The sequence below is a fragment of the Streptomyces sp. 3330 genome (assembly GCF_031456635.1).
Classification (GTDB): Bacteria; Actinomycetota; Actinomycetes; order Streptomycetales; family Streptomycetaceae; genus Streptomyces.
In genome coordinates this window covers 228,929-244,827 of sequence record NZ_JAVDVA010000014.1, presented here as the reverse complement: position 1 = coordinate 244,827, position 15,899 = coordinate 228,929, and the positions used below count along the sequence as shown (strand labels likewise).

Below are 15,899 nucleotides of genomic sequence, written 5' to 3'. Positions count from 1 at the left end.
CAATCCACACCGAACCGGAAGGCCCTCACCTGTTCAAGATCCCTCAGCCGAGACCTGGCTCACCCATCCACAACCTCCCGAGACAGAACACCTAGCCCTCCGCGCCCCCGGGGGCGCCCCTCGGCGACAGCCCGGCGGCCTCCTCGGCGGCGCTCGGCACACCCCTTCGCTCACGACCCGAAAAAACTCCGCCAGTGTCGGTTGCATTTCGAAGACATATGTCAATCGAACATGCTGGAATTCACTCGATCGGGGGTAACTTGCTGGGGCGGGGAACAGCTGTCTGCTCCTCGGCCGTTGGAGGCTCCCGACCGGTGGAGCGGGTTGGAGGCGATGTCGTCGTGCTGGAGAAACCCGCAGCGGACACCCCGCATCTGCGCGTCCGTGAGGACCGGGGGTACACGGTGCTGGAGTTCCACGGCGAGATCGACATCGTCGCGGCCATCGAGATCACTCCCCACCTCGACCACGCGACCGGCGGCCCGGCGCCCCGGATCGTGATCGACCTGAGCCGGATCGAGTTCTTCGACTGCTCCGGACTGCGCCTGCTGTACCGGGCGCGCGGTCGGGTCCTCGCCCACGGCGGGCATCTGCACCTCGTCTGCACCCATCGCCTCACCCTGCGGATCCTGCGGGCCACGGGGCTGTACCGGCTGCTGCCGCCCGCCACCACCCTGGACGCGGCCCTGGAACAGCCCGAGGCCGCGTCCGGCACGTTATGACGGCGCTCGAAGCGCTCCCGCAGTCCCGCAGTCCCGCAGTCCCGCAGTCCGAGGAGTTTCGCGTCCTCCGGTTCCGCGGCCACCCGACCTCGGGCATCCCCTCGATCCAAGTCCCCCGGCCCCTCGGTCCTCCCGGCCCCCGTGCCGTGGCTACTGGCCCCGCGCCGTGTCGAACAGGGCGCTGACGGACTCGCCGTTGTGAATACGGCGCACGGCCTCCGCGAGGGCCGGCGCGATGGACAGGATCCGCAGCTTGTCGGTGTGCTCCTCGGCCGGCACCGGCACGGTGTTGGTGCACACGATCTCCAGCACGTCGGGCTGCTCGCTGAGCCGCTTGAGGGCGCCGCCCGCGAACAGGCCGTGTGTGCACGCCACCCGTATGGACCTCGGCTCCAGCTCCCGCAGCCGGTCGAGCAGTTCCAGGACCGTGCTGCCTTTGGCGATCTCGTCGTCGAGGACGATCACGTCCCGCCCGGACACCTCGCCGATCACGGCGCTGATACTGACCCGGTCGTCGGCGTACCGCTGCTTGGCGCCTGCCGCCACCTGGGCGCCGATCATCCGGGCGAAGGCGGCGGCCTCCTTGGCGTTGCCCAGGTCGGGTGAGACCACGGTGGTGCGGCTGAGGTCGTAGCGGCGGAAGTGGGCGGCCAGTTCCCGGTGGGCGTGCAGATGGTCCACGGGCATCGAGAAGAAGCCGTGCACCTGGGGCGAGTGCAGGGTCATGGTGAGGAGCCGGTGGACGCCGGCCGCCGCCATCAGGTCCGCGACCAGGCGTCCGCCCAGGGAGATGCGGGGCGCGTCCTTCTTGTCGGAGCGGGCGTAGGAGTAGTGCGGCATGACGACGGTGATCCGCCCCGCCGACGCCCCGCGGGCCGCGTCGCACATCAGCAGCAGCTCGACGAGGTGCTCCTGCACGGGCCTGACCAGGGGCTGGACCAGGAAGACGTCCCGTTCCCGGCAGTTCGCCTGGAGCTGGACCTCCAGGCAGTCGTTGGCGAACCTGCTGAGTCGGGTGGGGCTCAGGGGCACGCCGAGGTGGGCACAGACCTCGGCGGCCAGCTCGGGATGGGCACTGCCGCTGAACACGGAGATGTCTCGCACGATCGGCTCCTCGCTGATCATGTCCGGCTGGGGCGGGCGCTCTCATGCTACGGACCGGGTCCGTCCTGCCCATCCTCAGCAGTGCGCGGGAGTCCCGCCCGGTCACTCCGCGTGACGCGGAGCGCCCAGGACTCCGGGGAACCGGTCGTCGCCCGCCGCCGGACCCCGGACCCCGGACCGCCCCGAGCGGCCAACCGGGTGGAGCGGCCGGAACCCGCGCCGGTCCCGCCTGCGGGGCGCCGTCGCTCCGGCGGGACGGCCGCCGGGCAGGTCCGTCATCCGCGGGTGCCTGCCACCGGGCAGGTCCGTCATCCGCGGGTGCCTGCCACCGGGCGGCAGGCACCCGCGGGCCGGCCCGGGCGGCGGGTCGTCCGTGGCCCACTGTCACAGCTTGCCAACAGCGCGGTCTGGCCGGGCATTTGACGGGCATCCGCACAGCAGGAAGGAGGGCCGTCGCATGACGACTGACACCAAGCCCGAGAAGCCCACCACACGCCTCCCCCGGCGCATGCCCGGCTGGGCCAAGGTGCTCACCGCCGTCGTGGTCGTACTCGTCGTGATGTTCGCCGGGATCCGGCTGAGCCTGCTGCCGGGTCTGCGCGACTTCTTCGGCACCGAGACCCACGACCGCACGGGCCCCGCCCTGCTGGAATCCATCCAGGACATGAGCCGTTACGACGCCGCGTCCGGCAACTTCCAGGTCGTCGTCGACCTGGAGAAGGACGCCAAGTACCTCCCCGACGCGATCCGGGGCACCCGCACCCTGTACGTCGGGGCGGGCACCGTGGACGCCTACGTCGACCTCGGCAAGGTCGGCGACAAGGACGTGACGGTCGACGGCGACCGCACCTCGGCCACGCTCCGGCTGCCGCACGCCCTGCTCGGCACCCCGGCGCTCGACCCCGACCGCTCCTACGCGGTCTCCAAGCAGCGCGGGCTCCTCGACCGCCTCGGCGACCTCTTCTCGGACAACCCGGGCGGTGAGCAGGCCGTGCAGAAGCTCGCGGTCCGGCACATCGGCGAGGCCGCGAAGGAGAGCGAACTGCTCGCGCGCGCCGAGAAGAACACCACCGACATGCTCCAGGGGCTGCTGCACTCCCTCGGCTTCACGGAGGTGAAGGTGACGTACCACGCCTGACCGGCTCCGCGGACGCCCGTCCCGCCGCGCGGGCGCCGCACCGGTCCGCCCCGATCACGGCGGATGTGACGACGCGGCCGCAGGCCCGGGGGCACCCCGGCCGGGCCTCCGGCCACTCGCGGGCCGCGTCCCGTCGCGTCCCGTCGGAACCGCCGCCTTCCGGGCCCGAGTCGCCGGCCCCGGGGCGGGCAGGACGGCGCCGCGGAGGCGGCGAGGCCGCACTGCATCCCCCGGCCGTTCGGGGGTAATCGCCCTAGCACGCAAGGAAGTTGAAGACTGGAGGACCGAATGGCCCGTGCAGCTCTACGTCCGCTCGCCGTGTTCCGCCCACGCGCCACCAGGACGGAGGAGCCCGCCCCGCCGAGGAACGGGGCCGGGAAGTCGGGCCCGAAGCGCGGATTCTCCTTCAAGCCGCGCGCGAAAGCAGGCCCGAAGCCCGGTTCCGGGTCAGGCGCGAAGGCCGGCTCGAAGCCCGTCCCGTCGAAGAAGGCGGCGCGCGCCGAGCGCCGTCCGTTGCCGCTCCCGCTCCGGCTGCTGGCGATGCTGTGCGCCTTCGCGTTCATGGTGGCGTTCGCCGTCGTGCTCGCCCGGCTCACCCTGGAGCCCTCGCCCGCCTCCGCGGCTCTGATCCATTCCAACCTGCGCCCGGGCGATTCCCTGCGGGCGTACCTCGACCAGCCCGAACTTCGCGACGCGGTCAAGCAGATCGGCGGGAACGTGCTGCTCGGCGTGCCCTTCGGCGTGCTGGTGCCGGTGGTGGCGCCCCGGGCGCGCGGGCTGCTGCGCGTCCTGCTGCTCACCGCGACCGTCATGCTGATGGTGGAGTTCGCCCAGGGCGCGGTGGTGACCGGGCGGGCCTTCGACATCGACGACGTCATCCTCAACACCACGGGCGCCCTGATCGGCTACCTGCTCATCGGCCGCCGGATGAGCCGTGCGGTGCACGCACGGGAACGGCACCTGCGACGCGGTGCCCGAGAGGAAGCCTGACCGCCGTCAGCGCGGGGTCCAGGTGTACCGGTCCCCGCCCACCCATCGCACGACGTCGGGGTCGTCGAGGTCGTGCACCGTGATGCCGAACGCGGCGGCGATCTCGAGGACGTCGGTCACGTCCCTCGCCTGGCCGACGACCTCGGAATCGATTTCCACGATGCGAAACGGCGCCAGGCCCGGTTGCACCCCGAGCACCATGATCCGCGGGTGGGAGATACGAAGGCTCGCGATTTCGGTCATGCCATAGAGGATAAATCGGAACTCACCGGTACGAATCATTCGATTTCCTGGTGCGGTCCGCGCGCGGGTGGGGAACTCTGGAGCCAGGAGGTGGCGATGGATCCCGTCGAAGCCCTGGACCGGATCGCCTTCCTGCTGGAGCGGTCCCTGGCCCCGACCTACCGGGTCCGCGCCTTCCGGACCGCCGCCGGCGTGCTGACGCCGCTGCCCGCGGCGGAGGTCGCGCGGCGGGCGGCCGACGGGACGCTGGAGTCGCTGCAGGGCGTGGGCCCCAAGACCGCCCAGGTGGTGCGCGAGGCGCTCGCCGGGCAGGTGCCGTCCTATCTGGAGAAGCTGGAGGGCGAGGCCGGGCAGCCGCTCACGGACGGCGCGGGGGCCCGGCTGCGGACGCTGCTGCGCGGGGACTGCCACCTCCACTCCGACTGGTCGGACGGCGGCAGTCCCATCGAGGAGATGGGCCGGACGGCGGCCGCGCTCGGCCACGAGTGGGCCGTGCTGACCGATCACTCGCCCCGCCTGACGGTGGCCCGGGGCCTCTCGCCCGAGCGGCTGCGCAGTCAGCTGGACGTGGTCGAGGAGCTCAACGCCACCTGGGCGCCGTTCCGGCTGCTCACCGGCATCGAGTGCGACATCCTCGACGACGGATCGCTGGACCAGGAGGACGAGTTGCTCGCACGCCTCGACGTCGTGGTCGTGTCGGTGCACTCCAAGCTGCGCATGGACTCCCGCGCGATGACGCGGCGCATGGCCGACGCCGTGCGTCACCCGCACGCCGACATCCTCGGCCACTGCACCGGCCGGCTGGTGACCGGGCGGGGCCGGCCCGAGTCGGCGTTCGACGCGGACGCGGTGTTCGCCGCGTGCGCCGAGTCCGGGACGGCCGTCGAGATCAACAGCCGGCCCGAGCGGCTCGACCCGCCCCGCCGGCTGCTGCGCCGGGCCGTGGAGGCGGGCACGCTGTTCTCCATCGACACCGACGCGCACGCGCCCGGCCAGCTGGACTGGCAGATCCTGGGCTGCGCGCGGGCCGAGGAGTGCGGGGTGCCGGACGAACGGATCGTGACCGCCTGGCCGCTGGCGGACTTGCTGGCCTGGACGCGGGAGGGACGGATCCCGGCGGGCGTGACGCGTGCCTGACGTGGTACCCGGGGGGGACCGAGAGAGAGGACCCGTGATGACACGCGCCGCCGTGTTCGACGTCGACGGCACCCTGGTCGACACCAACCACCTGCACGTCACCACCTGGTGGGAGGCCTTCCGGCAGGCGGGCCACCGGGTCCCGATGCACGCCGTGCACCGGGCGGTCGGGCTGGGCTCGGGCGACCTCGTCGCCCACCTGCTCGGCGACGACCGGGACAAGGACGAGGACGCCCGGATCGGCGACGCCCACAAGGCGCTCTACGGACAGTACTTCGACCGGCTGGCGGCCCTGCGGGACGCCGGTCCGCTGTTGCGGAGACTGCACGAGGACGGCTGGACGGTGGTGCTCGCCACCTCCGCGAGCGGGGCCGAGCTGTCCGCCCTGCGGCGCGCCATCGACGCCGACGACGTCATCGCCGCGACCGCGAGCGCGGACGACGTCGAGGAGGGCAAGCCCGCGCCGGAACCCGTGGAACACGCGCTGGAGCTGGTCGGGGCGCCCGCGGAAGGGGCGGTGTTCGTCGGTGACACCGTGTGGGACATGCGGGCCGGCCGCCGGGCCGGGGTGCGCTGCGTGGGCGTCCTGTGCGGCGGCATCCCCCGCTCCGATCTGCTGGAGGCGGGCGCGGAAGCGGTGTACGACGATCCCGCCGACCTGCTGGCGTCCCTGTCCGGCAGCCCGCTGGCCTGAGGGACGGCGGTCCGCGCGGGCCCCCGGGGGGTGACGCGCATCACCGCGGGCGCCGCCGGACCCGGGAACACCCACAAGAAGTTCTCCGTTGAACAACTCGTGGGTGTGGACGGGACAGTGTCCCCGGGCCTCACCTTCCGCCCACAGGGACGATCGTCCGGCTGAAGCCCTGTGGAGCCTTTCGCCGAGAGGCGACCGCCGTCCGCGCCCACACCCGTACCGCCCCGACCATGATTCCCCCGTCCGGTCGGGGCTTTCCCCTGTCCGGACCGCCGGACCCCCGCGCCGCCGGACCCCCGCGGCTCCGCCGCCCGCACCGGCGCGCTTGACTTCGAGCGCACTCCGATCCGTAGCGTGCGGGACATGAGCGACACCGCACAGCACAAGATCGGCTCGGGCTTCGGCGCCACGAGCACCGCCGACGACGTCCTGCGGGGCATCGATCTCACCGGGAGGCTGGCCGTCGTCACCGGCGGATACTCCGGCCTCGGTCTGGAGACCACCCGCGCGCTGGCCAGGGCGGGGGCCCGGGTCGTCGTTCCCGCGCGCCGCCCGGACACCGCCCGCGAGAACCTCGCCGGGCTCGACGGCGTGGAGACGGACACCCTCGACCTCGGCGACCTGGAGAGCGTGCGCGCCTTCGCCGACCGGTTCCTCGCCTCCGGCCGGGCCATCGACCTCCTCATCGGCAGCGCCGGGATCATGGCCTGCCCGCAGACCCGGGTCGGCCCCGGCTGGGAGGCCCAGTTCGCCACGAACCACCTCGGCCACTTCGCTCTCGCCAACCGGCTCTGGCCGGCGATCGAGCGCGGCGGCGCCCGGATCGTCTCCGTGTCCTCGCGCGGCCACCACTTCTCGGGGATGCGCTGGGACGACGTCCACTGGCGCGACGGCTACGACAAGTGGGAGGCGTACGGCCAGGCCAAGACCGCGAACGTGCTGTTCGCCGGGCACCTCGACCGGCTGGCCCGGGACCGGGGCGTCCGCGCGTTCTCCCTGCACCCCGGCGGCATCCTCACGCCCCTGCAGCGGCATCTGCCGAAGCAGGAGATGGTGGACCGCGGCTGGATCGACGAGGACGGGAACGTGCTCGACGTCGAGGGCTTCAAGACCCCGCAGCAGGGCGCGGCCACCCAGGTGTGGGCGGCGACCTCGCCGCAGCTGGCCGGGAGGGGCGGCGTCTACCTCGAGGACTGCGACATCGCCGAGCCCGCCCCGGCGGACGGCGAGCGGGTCGGCGTCAAGGACTGGGCGACGGACCCGGAGCAGGCGGCCCGGCTGTGGGCGCTGTCGGCACGGCTGACCGGCGTGAACGCGTTCGCGTAGCCGGACGCCGGGTCAGTCCGCGGACGGCCGCGGACACGTGCTCGTCAGGCGGACGGCTCCTCGGGCACCGGGTGGTCGGACTGACCGCGTTCCGCGTGGGGCGCGCCCTGGCGGCCGGTGCCCGCCTCGTCGGTGTCGGGGACGTCCGGGGCGCTCTGCGCGGAGTCGCCGGACTCGTCGGACCGGCCGGATTCCGGGTCGGGGCCGCCGACGTCCCAGCGGTCCTCTCCCCCGTCGGCCTGCTGGTCGGGCAGATCACGCGGGATCGGCGCGCCGTTCTCGCCGGGGCCTTCGGGGCGCTGTGCGGACACGACGTTCTCCCTTCGGTGCCGCGCCACGAGGACGCGGGCGACTTCGCCGGACGACGATCGCCCGGGCGAGGAGGCGAGTACCTCCCCGGTCATCGGCGAAACCCGGCGCCGAAGCCGGGCGTGGAGGCAGGACCGGGGTGGAGACCGTGCCGGGGCGTCCCGGTGCGCCCGCCGGGCATCCGCCGGTCCGTGCGGTGGCGGCGCGGCCGGACGCGGAGTGCGGGCGGCGCGGGTTCAGCGGGGGCGCGGGTTCAGCGGGGGGCGCGTTCCTCCAGCACCGTGCGCCAGGCGGGGGCCGGGCCGGCGGGGATGGGCTCGGGGCGTCGGCCGCCGCGGGCGAAGAAGTCGGCGAGCGGGAGGATCGCTGCGCCGACGGTGACCGCGTCGGGGCCCAGCCGCCCGAGCTCGACGGTGACCTTCTGCGCGGGGTGACGCAACGCGTACGCGGTGGCGTGGCGGCGCACGGCGGGCAGGAAGCGGGCGCCGAGCTGGAGTCCGGCCCAGCCGCCGATGAGGATGCGCTCGGGCTGGAAGAGGTTGATCAGGTCGGAGAGGCCGGCGCCGAGGTACTCGGCCGTCTCCTCCAGCACCTCGAGCGCCACGGGGTCGGGTGCCACGGCGCCGTCCAGCGGATAGGCGGCGCCGAGCATGGCCGTCAGCGCGCTCTCCTCGTCCGCGCCCTGCGGCGGCCGGCCCCCCTGCTCCCGCCAGCGTTCGAGCAGCGCCTCGGCGCCCGCGTACGCCTCCAGACAGCCGAGGGCGCCGCACCGGCAGCGGCGGCCCCGCACCCGGACGGTCAGATGCCCCCATTCGACGGCCCGCCCGTGTTCCACCTCGGGCGTGACGAGACAGGCGCCGACGCCCGAGCCGAAGAGGACGACGACCGCGTTGTGCGCGCCCCGGCCGCCGCCGAACCACATCTCGGCCTGGCCGAGGGTCTTGGCCCCGTTGTCGATGAAGTACGGCACCGTCTCGGGGAGCAGGGAGCTTTCCCGCAGCAGCGCCTCCAGCGGGACGGCGTCCCAGCCGATCGTCTGGCCGTGCACGACGGCGCCGCGCTCCGGGGTGTGCTCGATGATGCCCGGGACGCCGATGCCGACCCCGAGCAGCTGTTCCGGGCGGATGCCGGCGGCGTCCAGCACCTCGGCGACGCCGTCCCCGATGTGCCCGACGATCCCGTCGACCTCGTACCGCCGCTGCTCCAACGGCCTTTCCACCCGCGCGAGTTCGGTGAGGGTCAGGTCGAACAGCTCGATCCGCACCCGGGTCTCGCCGACGTCCACGCCGATCATGTGTCCACTGCCGGGGACGACGCGCAGCAGGATGCGGGGCCTGCCGCCGTCGGAGTCGACGCTGCCGGCCTCCTCGACCAGCCCGTCCGCGACCAGGTCGGCGACCACGTTGCTGACCGAGCCCGAGCTCAGGCCGGTGGTCGGGCCCAGCTCGAAGCGGCTGAGGGGCCCGTCGAAGTAGAGCCGTTGCAGCACCGCCGTGCGGTTGGCCCGCCTCAGGTCGCGTACCGTGCGCCCGTTCCGCCCCGTCATGTCGCTCCCCTTCACACCCTGCCCGACCTGCAACATACCCTTGTGGGCGGCGGCACGCGACATTCCTCCAACCCTTAGTTCACGATGTGAGCTAAGAGACGCCCCCGGATCCGATCTCGTCCAGCGCCCTGAGGAGCTCCGGTGCGACCGCCTCACGCAGCCAGCGGTCGTGATCCGCGCCGTAGGCCCGCGGAACCGTCTCGACCAGCATGATCAGGTAGAGGTAGGCGCGGTACAGGGCGAGACGCAGCCGGGCGGAGCGGTCGAACACGGCCCGGCCTCCGGCCCCGCGATAGCCCTCCAGGAACGGCTCGTCCCGCCGGATGTCCCCGAGCAGCGCCAGGGAGACGAAGTCCGCGAGCGGGTCGCCCCAGAACATCCGCTCGCCGTCGACGAGGCCCCCGATCCGGGGCTCCCCGCCGGCCCGGTCGACCAGGATGTTGCCCGGCCACAGGTCGAAGTGGACGAGGCGGGCGACGGTCACCTCGTCCAGGGCGTCGAACCCGGCCCGCGCGACGGCGGCCACCTCGTCGGCGGGGCGGGGCAGCCGGGCGCCGTAGGCGCGGGCGTCGGCGAGGAGAGCGTCGAACATCGCCGTGAACGCCGTGCGCCAGTCGGCGGCGAGCGGACCGAAGACGCCGGAGGGGTAGCCGAAGCCCGGCCCGGTCACCCGGTGCAGCCGGGCGACATGACCGCCCAACTCCCGGCGCAGGTCGTCCTGTTCGGCGGACGGCGGAGATCCGTTCCAGGTATCGCCCGGGCACACCGTCATCAGCAGCCACTGACCGTCGAGGGCCACGACCCGCGGCGCCGGGACGTCCGCCCGGGCAGCGCCGCGGCAGAACTCCGCCTCCGCGCACAGCAGTCGGCTCTCGTGGCTCAGGCCCGGCGCCGTGGGCGCGACCTTCAGCACGTAGTGAGCGCCGTCCGTCAGGCGCAGTTCCTCGACGGTGTTGTACGTGCCGCCGCCGAGCGGCGCCACCTGGGCCAGCCGGCCTGGCGGGATGCCCGCCGTCTCCAGGACGCTCCGGGCACGCTCCCAGGAATCCGTCACCCCGCCCGTTCCTTCCTTCCCGGTCACCCGGCCGCGCAGACGTCCTGCACACAGCGGCCGTCCGCGACCGGTCCCGGTACAGGGTACGGAACGCCTCCCGGACACCCGGGGCCGTCGTGGCGGGACGCCGCTCCTCGGCGAGGTCGGCGATCATGACGGGGCGGGGGCGACGACGAGTGCGTCCCGCCCGTGCAACCGGCCTACGAGCAGCGGCCCGTGCTCCCGCGTCAGTTCCATGGCCTGCTGGAGGGGGTCCGGCCGGGGCCGGTGGTGGTGATGTCGACGAGGGGGACGCCGGTGCGTGGGAGTGTGACACGGTGCCGGTGGTGTGCCGGAGCAATGCGGTCGGAGGCATGGCGCGACAACTGCCTCTCGCTGAAAGGACGTACGCGATCCAGCCTCATCCCGTCCGGCTGCCGGCGACGGTCATTAGGCTGGTCGGATGACCTCCGTCCCGACCGTGCTGTCCATCGCCCTGGACGAGACCTCGGACCCTGTGCTGCGCCCGCTGCCCGGGGAGGTGGCGAGACTCCTGGACGAGGTCGGTGCGCCGCCCCGGCTGGTGGCTCATCTGCGGGCCGTCCACGATGTCGCGGACCGGATCGTCGACTGGGTCGGGCGGCACTGCCCGGCGCTGGCCGTGGACCGGGAGGCCGTGCTGTTCGGTGCGGCCACGCACGACATCGGCAAGACCCTGCACCCCGGTGAGCTGTCCGGCCCCGGCGACCGTCACGAGCGGGCCGGACGGGAGCTGCTGCTGGCCCACGGGGTGCGCCCCGACGCGGCGCGGTTCGCCGGGACGCACGCCTCCTGGGGGGCGCCGGGCGTGGCCGTGGAGGATCTGCTGGTGAGCCTGGCCGACAAGGTGTGGAAGAACAAGCGGGTGGCCGACCTGGAGGACCTGGTGGTGGCCGAGCTGTCGCGCGCGGGCGGGCGGCCCGTCTGGCAGGAGTTCCTGGACCTCGACGCGTTCCTCACCGGCCTCGGCGAGGGCGCGGACCTGCGGCTGGCCTGGCAGGCGGCGCATCCCGTCCAGGGGTGAGGGGGCCGGGCGGGACGCCGTGGTGCGCGCCGGTCGTCGACGCGTAGGCGTGTCCGTAGGCGTGCGCGGCGGGGTGGCCGGCCGGCCCGCCGTCCGGCTCAGGACACGGGCGGGGACCAGTGCGGGTCGCGGCCGAGGAAGGCCAGCAGCGTCGCCGACCGGTCGTGGGCGTCCGGGGTCTCCCGCGCCGGGGCGAAGACCTTGAAGGAGTCGCGCAGCCGGTCCACCAGGTGTTCCGCCGCCGGCCCGATCCCCTCGGCCGCCTCGGCCGGGAGCGGACGGTCCTGGCCGGTGGCCACCGCGATGTCCCAGGCGTGCACGGCCGCGTCCATCGCGGCGGCCCCGATCGCGAGGGGCAGCGGCAGCGGGCCCAGCGGCGTCGGCACCTGCCCGGTGTCCGCGGGCAGCCCGGCGTACGCCTCGGCCACCGCGTCCAGCACCTCGGCCAGCTCGGCCGACGGGTCGCCGTCGAGCGCGTCGGCCGGGTGGAACGGATCGCTGCCGGGCCGGCCTCCGGTGAGCGCGAGACCGTAGCCCTGCTGGTCGATGCGGGCGTGGTGGAACACCTGGCGCACCGTCCACGCGTCGCACGGCGTCGCTGCGCCCCACTGCTCGTCGCCGACCGCCGCGACCACCTCCCGCAGGTAGGCGTGCGCCCTCGTGAGGACCTCGATGCCCGGCGTGTCCGCCCCGCCGGTCCCGCGGCCCGTGACCGCCTCGTCCCCCGCGGCCGCCCTGTCCACCATGGAGTCTCCCCCTCCGTTCGCCGTGCCCGGTGCGTTCCCCGGCTGACGAGACCAACCTAGGCCCGCTTGCGGACAGCCACCGTCCTCGATGCGGCCGATCGACGCAGCGGTCGGCGTCGTGTGTCGCGAGGTGATGAAGAAACGTTCAAGGTCGCGGGGTACGGGGAACGGGACTGTCGATGCAAGAAGAAGTACGTGAGCGAGCGGCACCGCTCGTCCGATTGGTACAGCGCCACCGGGAACCCGTCGTCGTCCAGGCGGTGCGGTCCGCCACCGCGGCGACGATCGCCTATGTCATCGCTCTGCGCCTGAGCCCCGAGGCACTGCCCCTCACCGCGCCCCTGACCGCCCTGCTCGTCGTCCAGGTCACCCTGTACGCGACGCTCACCAACGGGATCCGCCGGGTGAACGCCGTGGTGGCCGGCGTGCTCGTGGCCATCGCCTTCAGTCTCCTGGTGGGTCTGACCTGGTGGAGCCTCGCGCTGCTGATCGTGTCCTCCTTGGCGGTGGGGCACCTGGTGCGGGTCGACGAGTACGTCCCCGAAGTGGCGATCAGCGCCATGCTGGTGCTGGGCGTGACCACCGTCGGGGACACGGCGTGGGCGCGCGTGGTGGAGACGCTGATCGGCGCGTTCGTCGGGCTCGGCTGCAATCTGCTGCTGCCGCCTCCGGTGTGGGTGGAGGAGGCGGGTGAGTCGATCGAGGGGCTGGCCCGGCGGCTGCGCCAGCTGATGCTGCGCATCGGCGAGGAGGCGTCGGGCCGTACCCCGGTGGAGCAGGCGGCGGCGCGGCTGCACGAGGCGCGTCGCCTGGACCACGACATCGTCGAGGTGGACGCGGCCCTGCGGCAGGCCGAGGACAGCCTGCGGTTCAATCCGCGCGTGCGCGAGGGGCTGCTGCACCGGGTGGTGCTGCGCACCGGTCTGGACACGCTGGAGATCTGCACCGTCGTGCTGCGCGTGTTCGCCCGCAGCCTGACCGATCTCGCCAAGGAGCGTGAGCCGCACCCGCTGTTCCCGGCCGGGACCGGCGAGGTCGTGGAGCGGCTGCTGTCCGAGATCGCCGACGCGGTGGTCAGCTTCGCGGTACTGGTGACCACGAGCGTCAGCCTCAACGCGGACGCCGCCGAGGAGCGGCTCACCGCCGAGCTGCGGCAGGCCGCGGCCACCCGCGACAAGCTGGCCCAGCTGCTGCTGGAGCAGCTCCAGCACGACGCCCGCCAGTGGCAGCTGCACGGCGCGGTGCTGACCGAGGCCACCCGCATCATCGACGAGCTCGACACCGAGCACCGCACCCGCCGTCTCCTGGAGGAACTGGACCGCAACAGCCGGGAGCAGCGGGAGCGCAGGCCCTGGCTGAACCAGCTGCGCAGGCGGCTGGGCGTGCAGGACGAGCTGTGGCGCAATCGCACGGGGTTCGGCCGCCGCTCCTCCTGAGCCGGCCCCGGACGGCGTCGGCGTGCGCGCCGTCCCCGGGTGCCGCTCCTGCGCGCCGTCCCGGTGGGTGCCGCCCCCGGTGGGTGTGGCCCCCGGTGGGTGTGGCCCCCGGTGGGCGCCGCCCCTGCGCGCGTGCCCGTGGGCGCCGTGCCCGTGGGCGCCCTCCGCAGCCGCCGTCAGCCGGCCCGGACCCCCGGCAACCGCCCGCCTCCGCGCACCCGGCCGCTCGCCGAGCCCCGGCGCCTCCGTCCGGACGCCGCGCCCGGGCGTCCGCTTTGCGTTCGGCGGCCGGTCCGGGTCAAGGTGGCTGTCACGGCGGAGGCGTACGACGACCTGGGGTGCGGGCATGGGCAGTGGGACGGAAGCGACGCACCGGGATCCCTCCCGGCCCGGGCGGCCCGGCGGATCCTGGAGCAGGCGCCGCTTCGTCGGGGTGGTCGGCGGCGCGGCCGCCGCGTCGGCCCTCGCGGGATGCGGCAGCGACGACGACGGCCCGGCGAAGGCGCAGGACTCACCGCAGGCCGCGCCGCCCGGACGGACCTCGCCCTCGGCGTCCGCCGCCCCGGAGTCCTCGCGGGGCTCCGCGGGCCCCCGCCCCCTCTACCTGGGCACCTACACCTCCGCCGAGGACGGCGGGAAGGGCATCGGGGTCGCCTCGTACGACCCCTCCTCGGGCGGCATCACCGGCGGGGACACGATCACCGGCGTCCAGGACCCGTCGTACCTCGCGGTGCACCCGGACGGCGCGACGCTGTACGCGGTGAACGAACGCGAGCCGGGCGCGGTGACCGCCGTGCGGCTGTCCGACGGGAAGGTGCTGGGCAGCAGGCCGACGGGCGGGGCGCACACCTGTCACGTGTCGGTCCATCCGGGCGGGCGGTGGCTGCTGAGCGCCGACTACGGCTCGGGCAGCGTGGCCGTGCATCCGATCGCCGCCTCGGGGGCGCTGGGCGAGCGCACGGACCGGGTGACGCACAGCCGTCCGGCGCCCCGGTCGGGTCAGCAGGGGCCGCACGCCCACCAGTTCCTCACGGCTCCGGACGGCGGACACGTCCTCGCCGTCGACTTCGGCACGGACACGGTGTACAGCTACCGGCTGGACGAGCGGGCCGGGACGCTCACGGAGGTCGCGCAGGCGCACACCCGGGCGGGCGCCGGGCCACGGCACCTCACCTTCCATCCCGGCGGCCGGTACGCCTATCTCGCCGACGAGGCGGACGACACCGTCGCGGTCTGCGCGTACGAGCCGTCGAGCGGGCGGCTGACGATCGGGAGGCCGCAGTCCACGGGGGCGAAGGCGGACACCAACTACCCGGCGCAGCTCGCGGTCACGCCGGACGGCGCGTACGCCTTCCTCGCCAACCGCGGCGACAACACCCTCGCCCGCTACGCGGTGGAGGCGGACGGGGCCCGGCTCCGGCTGCTCGGCACGGTGCCGGTGGAAGGCGACTTCCCCCGGCAGATCGCCCTCTCGCCCGACGGCGGCCTGCTGTTCGCGGCCAACCAGCGCTCCGGCACGGTCAGCGTCTTCCGGGTGGACGGCGCCGACGGCGGACTGCGGCTCGCGGGCGAGCCGTTCGCGTCACCCGTCGCCGTCTGCGCGCTGCCGCTGTAGGGCTCGGGGGCAGGCGGCGGCCGCCGCCTGGGAGAGCAGGACGTGCATGCGCTCGGTGAGCCGGCCGACGTCGTCGGCGGGCGCGTGGAAGGGCAGGCGGACGTCGCCGTGGGTACGGGCGCGCTCGATGCGCAGCGTCAGTCCGTGCCGGTCGACGGCGAGCGGCTGGACGCGGACGGCGCCGTGCAGGCTGTCCGGCCGGACGAGCCGGGTGAGCCGCTCCACGGCGTCGGGGTGGGCGTCGGCGAGATGGGTGAGCAGGTGCGCCTCGGCGCCGACGAGCGGGTCGGGCCGGGCGGCGGCGAACTCGTCGAGGCCGACGACGACCGCGCCGGTGGTCTCCTTCAGCACGACGCGGGTGGCGTGGAAGGCGAGGTGGCCGTCCTCGGGGGTGAACCAGCCGGCCAGCCAGAGCCGGGCGCGGATCCGGCCGCGTACCGGGACGGGCGCCACGTCCGCGAACTCCAGCACGGCGGACGGCTCGCCGCGGGGCGCGCAGATCGCGGCCGTGAGCAGGGCGCTGTCCTCGGGCACGTGCAGGATCACCCTGCCGTCCTCGTCGACGGTGTGCGCGCCCACGAACTCCTCGCGCCCGCCGTCGGCGGTCACCGCGCAGGACCATGACGCCGCGAGCACCGAACGGGCCCGCTCGGCGGCGGCAGGCACGGCAGCCCAGCTTTGGCTGTCACCCATCCCAGAACCTCCTTAGGTAAGCCTTGCCTAACCTATCGGAGATCGGAGCGTTCGCCAACCACGACGCCGCTCCTGGGGTTCAGGGGCCGGTCGACGGACCCCGG

Annotated in this window: 16 protein-coding genes; 9 read left to right on the top strand and 7 right to left on the bottom strand. The window is 74.1% G+C overall.

Going from position 1 to position 15,899, the window contains the following annotated elements; all coding sequences use genetic code 11:
- Positions 1-314 precede the first annotated feature (314 nt).
- On the top strand, positions 315-722 hold the full coding sequence (locus J2X68_RS24030; protein ID WP_310434621.1) for an anti-sigma factor antagonist: 408 nt from the start codon (positions 315-317) through the stop codon (positions 720-722).
- Between the two features lie 150 nt (positions 723-872).
- On the opposite strand, the gene J2X68_RS24025 is transcribed toward J2X68_RS24030, so the two are convergent.
- Positions 873-1,826 carry a ribose-phosphate pyrophosphokinase gene (locus tag J2X68_RS24025; RefSeq protein WP_310434620.1) on the bottom strand — a complete coding sequence of 318 codons (954 nt, stop codon included), beginning with the start codon at positions 1,824-1,826 and terminating at the stop codon, positions 873-875.
- Positions 1,827-2,283: 457 nt separating this feature from the next.
- Between J2X68_RS24025 and J2X68_RS24020 the strand changes: the two genes are divergently transcribed.
- Both J2X68_RS24020 and J2X68_RS24015 read left to right on the top strand, forming a co-directional pair.
- On the top strand, positions 2,284-2,964 hold the full coding sequence (locus J2X68_RS24020; RefSeq protein WP_310434619.1) for a DUF4230 domain-containing protein: 681 nt from the start codon (positions 2,284-2,286) through the stop codon (positions 2,962-2,964).
- Positions 2,965-3,252: 288 nt separating this feature from the next.
- Positions 3,253-3,954 (top strand): VanZ family protein, encoded by a 702-nt coding sequence (locus J2X68_RS24015; protein ID WP_310434618.1) that lies wholly within the window; start codon positions 3,253-3,255, stop codon positions 3,952-3,954.
- Between the two features lie 6 nt (positions 3,955-3,960).
- On the opposite strand, the gene J2X68_RS24010 is transcribed toward J2X68_RS24015, so the two are convergent.
- The gene (locus tag J2X68_RS24010; RefSeq protein ID WP_310434617.1) at positions 3,961-4,197 is read right to left on the bottom strand and encodes a hypothetical protein; all 237 of its coding nucleotides are present in this window, start codon (positions 4,195-4,197) and stop codon (positions 3,961-3,963) included.
- A gap of 96 nt (positions 4,198-4,293) precedes the next feature.
- On the opposite strand from J2X68_RS24010, the gene J2X68_RS24005 reads away from it, so the two are divergent.
- The 3 genes from J2X68_RS24005 (at position 4,294) to J2X68_RS23995 (ending at position 7,354) form a co-directional block, all read left to right on the top strand.
- Positions 4,294-5,334, top strand: a complete 1,041-nt coding sequence (locus tag J2X68_RS24005) for a PHP domain-containing protein (protein WP_310434616.1) — start codon at positions 4,294-4,296, stop codon at positions 5,332-5,334.
- 37 nt (positions 5,335-5,371) lie between these two features.
- On the top strand, positions 5,372-6,028 hold the full coding sequence (locus tag J2X68_RS24000; RefSeq protein WP_310434615.1) for an HAD family hydrolase: 657 nt from the start codon (positions 5,372-5,374) through the stop codon (positions 6,026-6,028).
- Between the two features lie 363 nt (positions 6,029-6,391).
- Complete coding sequence (locus J2X68_RS23995) at positions 6,392-7,354, top strand: SDR family NAD(P)-dependent oxidoreductase (protein ID WP_310434614.1); 963 nt, start codon at positions 6,392-6,394, stop codon at positions 7,352-7,354.
- A 44-nt stretch (positions 7,355-7,398) separates the two neighbouring features.
- Here J2X68_RS23995 and J2X68_RS23990 read toward each other — a convergent pair whose 3' ends face one another.
- The 3 genes from J2X68_RS23990 to J2X68_RS23980 all read right to left on the bottom strand — a co-directional run bounded on the left by J2X68_RS23990 (position 7,399) and on the right by J2X68_RS23980 (position 10,263).
- The gene (locus tag J2X68_RS23990) at positions 7,399-7,665 is read right to left on the bottom strand and encodes a hypothetical protein (RefSeq protein ID WP_310434613.1); all 267 of its coding nucleotides are present in this window, start codon (positions 7,663-7,665) and stop codon (positions 7,399-7,401) included.
- Between the two features lie 251 nt (positions 7,666-7,916).
- A complete protein-coding gene (locus J2X68_RS23985) occupies positions 7,917-9,209 on the bottom strand; it encodes an ROK family protein (protein WP_310434612.1) in 1,293 nt (430 codons plus the stop codon).
- Between the two features lie 91 nt (positions 9,210-9,300).
- A complete protein-coding gene (locus J2X68_RS23980) occupies positions 9,301-10,263 on the bottom strand; it encodes an aminoglycoside phosphotransferase family protein (RefSeq protein ID WP_310434611.1) in 963 nt (320 codons plus the stop codon).
- Between the two features lie 442 nt (positions 10,264-10,705).
- On the opposite strand from J2X68_RS23980, the gene J2X68_RS23975 reads away from it, so the two are divergent.
- Positions 10,706-11,305: an HD domain-containing protein gene (locus J2X68_RS23975; RefSeq protein WP_310434610.1), complete on the top strand. Its 600-nt coding sequence runs from the start codon at positions 10,706-10,708 to the stop codon at positions 11,303-11,305.
- A gap of 98 nt (positions 11,306-11,403) precedes the next feature.
- On the opposite strand, the gene J2X68_RS23970 is transcribed toward J2X68_RS23975, so the two are convergent.
- Positions 11,404-12,051 (bottom strand): TIGR03086 family metal-binding protein, encoded by a 648-nt coding sequence (locus tag J2X68_RS23970; RefSeq protein ID WP_310434609.1) that lies wholly within the window; start codon positions 12,049-12,051, stop codon positions 11,404-11,406.
- Between the two features lie 179 nt (positions 12,052-12,230).
- On the opposite strand from J2X68_RS23970, the gene J2X68_RS23965 reads away from it, so the two are divergent.
- On the top strand, positions 12,231-13,487 hold the full coding sequence (locus J2X68_RS23965) for an FUSC family protein (RefSeq protein ID WP_310434608.1): 1,257 nt from the start codon (positions 12,231-12,233) through the stop codon (positions 13,485-13,487).
- Positions 13,488-13,833: 346 nt separating this feature from the next.
- Positions 13,834-15,102, top strand: a complete 1,269-nt coding sequence (locus J2X68_RS23960) for a lactonase family protein (RefSeq protein WP_310434607.1) — start codon at positions 13,834-13,836, stop codon at positions 15,100-15,102.
- Here J2X68_RS23960 and J2X68_RS23955 read toward each other — a convergent pair.
- A complete protein-coding gene (locus J2X68_RS23955) occupies positions 15,070-15,795 on the bottom strand; it encodes a DUF2470 domain-containing protein (RefSeq protein ID WP_310434606.1) in 726 nt (241 codons plus the stop codon). The two genes, J2X68_RS23960 and J2X68_RS23955, sit on opposite strands and share 33 nt — an antisense overlap.
- Between the last annotated feature and the right edge of the window lie 104 nt (positions 15,796-15,899).

Bases quoted from the DNA above. Each gene is read 5' to 3' on its own strand.
- J2X68_RS23970 (WP_310434609.1), bottom strand. From the start codon at position 12,051: ATGGTGGACAGGGCGGCCGCGGGGGACGAGGCGGTCACGGGCCGCGGG.
- J2X68_RS24000 (WP_310434615.1), top strand. From the start codon at position 5,372: ATGACACGCGCCGCCGTGTTCGACGTCGACGGCACCCTGGTCGACACC.
- J2X68_RS24010 (WP_310434617.1), bottom strand. From the start codon at position 4,197: ATGACCGAAATCGCGAGCCTTCGTATCTCCCACCCGCGGATCATGGTG.
- J2X68_RS24005 (WP_310434616.1), top strand. From the start codon at position 4,294: ATGGATCCCGTCGAAGCCCTGGACCGGATCGCCTTCCTGCTGGAGCGG.
- J2X68_RS24020 (WP_310434619.1), top strand. From the start codon at position 2,284: ATGACGACTGACACCAAGCCCGAGAAGCCCACCACACGCCTCCCCCGG.
- J2X68_RS23960 (WP_310434607.1), top strand. From the start codon at position 13,834: ATGGGCAGTGGGACGGAAGCGACGCACCGGGATCCCTCCCGGCCCGGG.
- J2X68_RS23955 (WP_310434606.1), bottom strand. From the start codon at position 15,795: ATGGGTGACAGCCAAAGCTGGGCTGCCGTGCCTGCCGCCGCCGAGCGG.
- J2X68_RS24015 (WP_310434618.1), top strand. From the start codon at position 3,253: ATGGCCCGTGCAGCTCTACGTCCGCTCGCCGTGTTCCGCCCACGCGCC.
- J2X68_RS23985 (WP_310434612.1), bottom strand. From the start codon at position 9,209: ATGACGGGGCGGAACGGGCGCACGGTACGCGACCTGAGGCGGGCCAAC.
- J2X68_RS23995 (WP_310434614.1), top strand. From the start codon at position 6,392: ATGAGCGACACCGCACAGCACAAGATCGGCTCGGGCTTCGGCGCCACG.
- J2X68_RS23975 (WP_310434610.1), top strand. From the start codon at position 10,706: ATGACCTCCGTCCCGACCGTGCTGTCCATCGCCCTGGACGAGACCTCG.
- J2X68_RS23965 (WP_310434608.1), top strand. From the start codon at position 12,231: ATGCAAGAAGAAGTACGTGAGCGAGCGGCACCGCTCGTCCGATTGGTA.